Here is a 299-nt window from a genome sequence, read left to right as displayed (position 1 = left end):
TTTATTATATTCACTACCCAGTTTTGAGAGATCTTTTTTAATATCATCATTCGAGGCTAAAATATAAACTGTATTTATGTCATTATCAAATAACATATTTTAACCTTACTGAAATCCCACTTCCTAATGAGGCTAGATTTTATATCATCTGAATCTGAACCCTCTCTAAAATATTTAAACCCTTCCGTTTCAAAATCTTTTTTATTATATTCACTACCCAGTTTTGAGAGATCTTTTTTAATATCATCATTCGAGGCTAAAATATAAACTGTATTTATGTCATTATCAAATAACATATT

1 pseudogene is annotated in these 299 nt (G+C 26.4%); it reads right to left on the bottom strand.

What is annotated here, in order from left to right:
• Positions 1-74: 74 nt before the first annotated feature.
• Positions 75-299: pseudogene (locus tag BHE89_RS24130) on the bottom strand (protein-tyrosine phosphatase family protein); the annotation flags it as partial.

The organism is Shigella sp. FC1967 (assembly GCF_001743005.1).
Lineage (GTDB): Bacteria > Pseudomonadota > Gammaproteobacteria > Enterobacterales > Enterobacteriaceae > Proteus.
The sequence above is the reverse complement of the archived record's forward strand: the minus strand, read 5'-3'. Positions and strand labels throughout refer to the sequence as shown.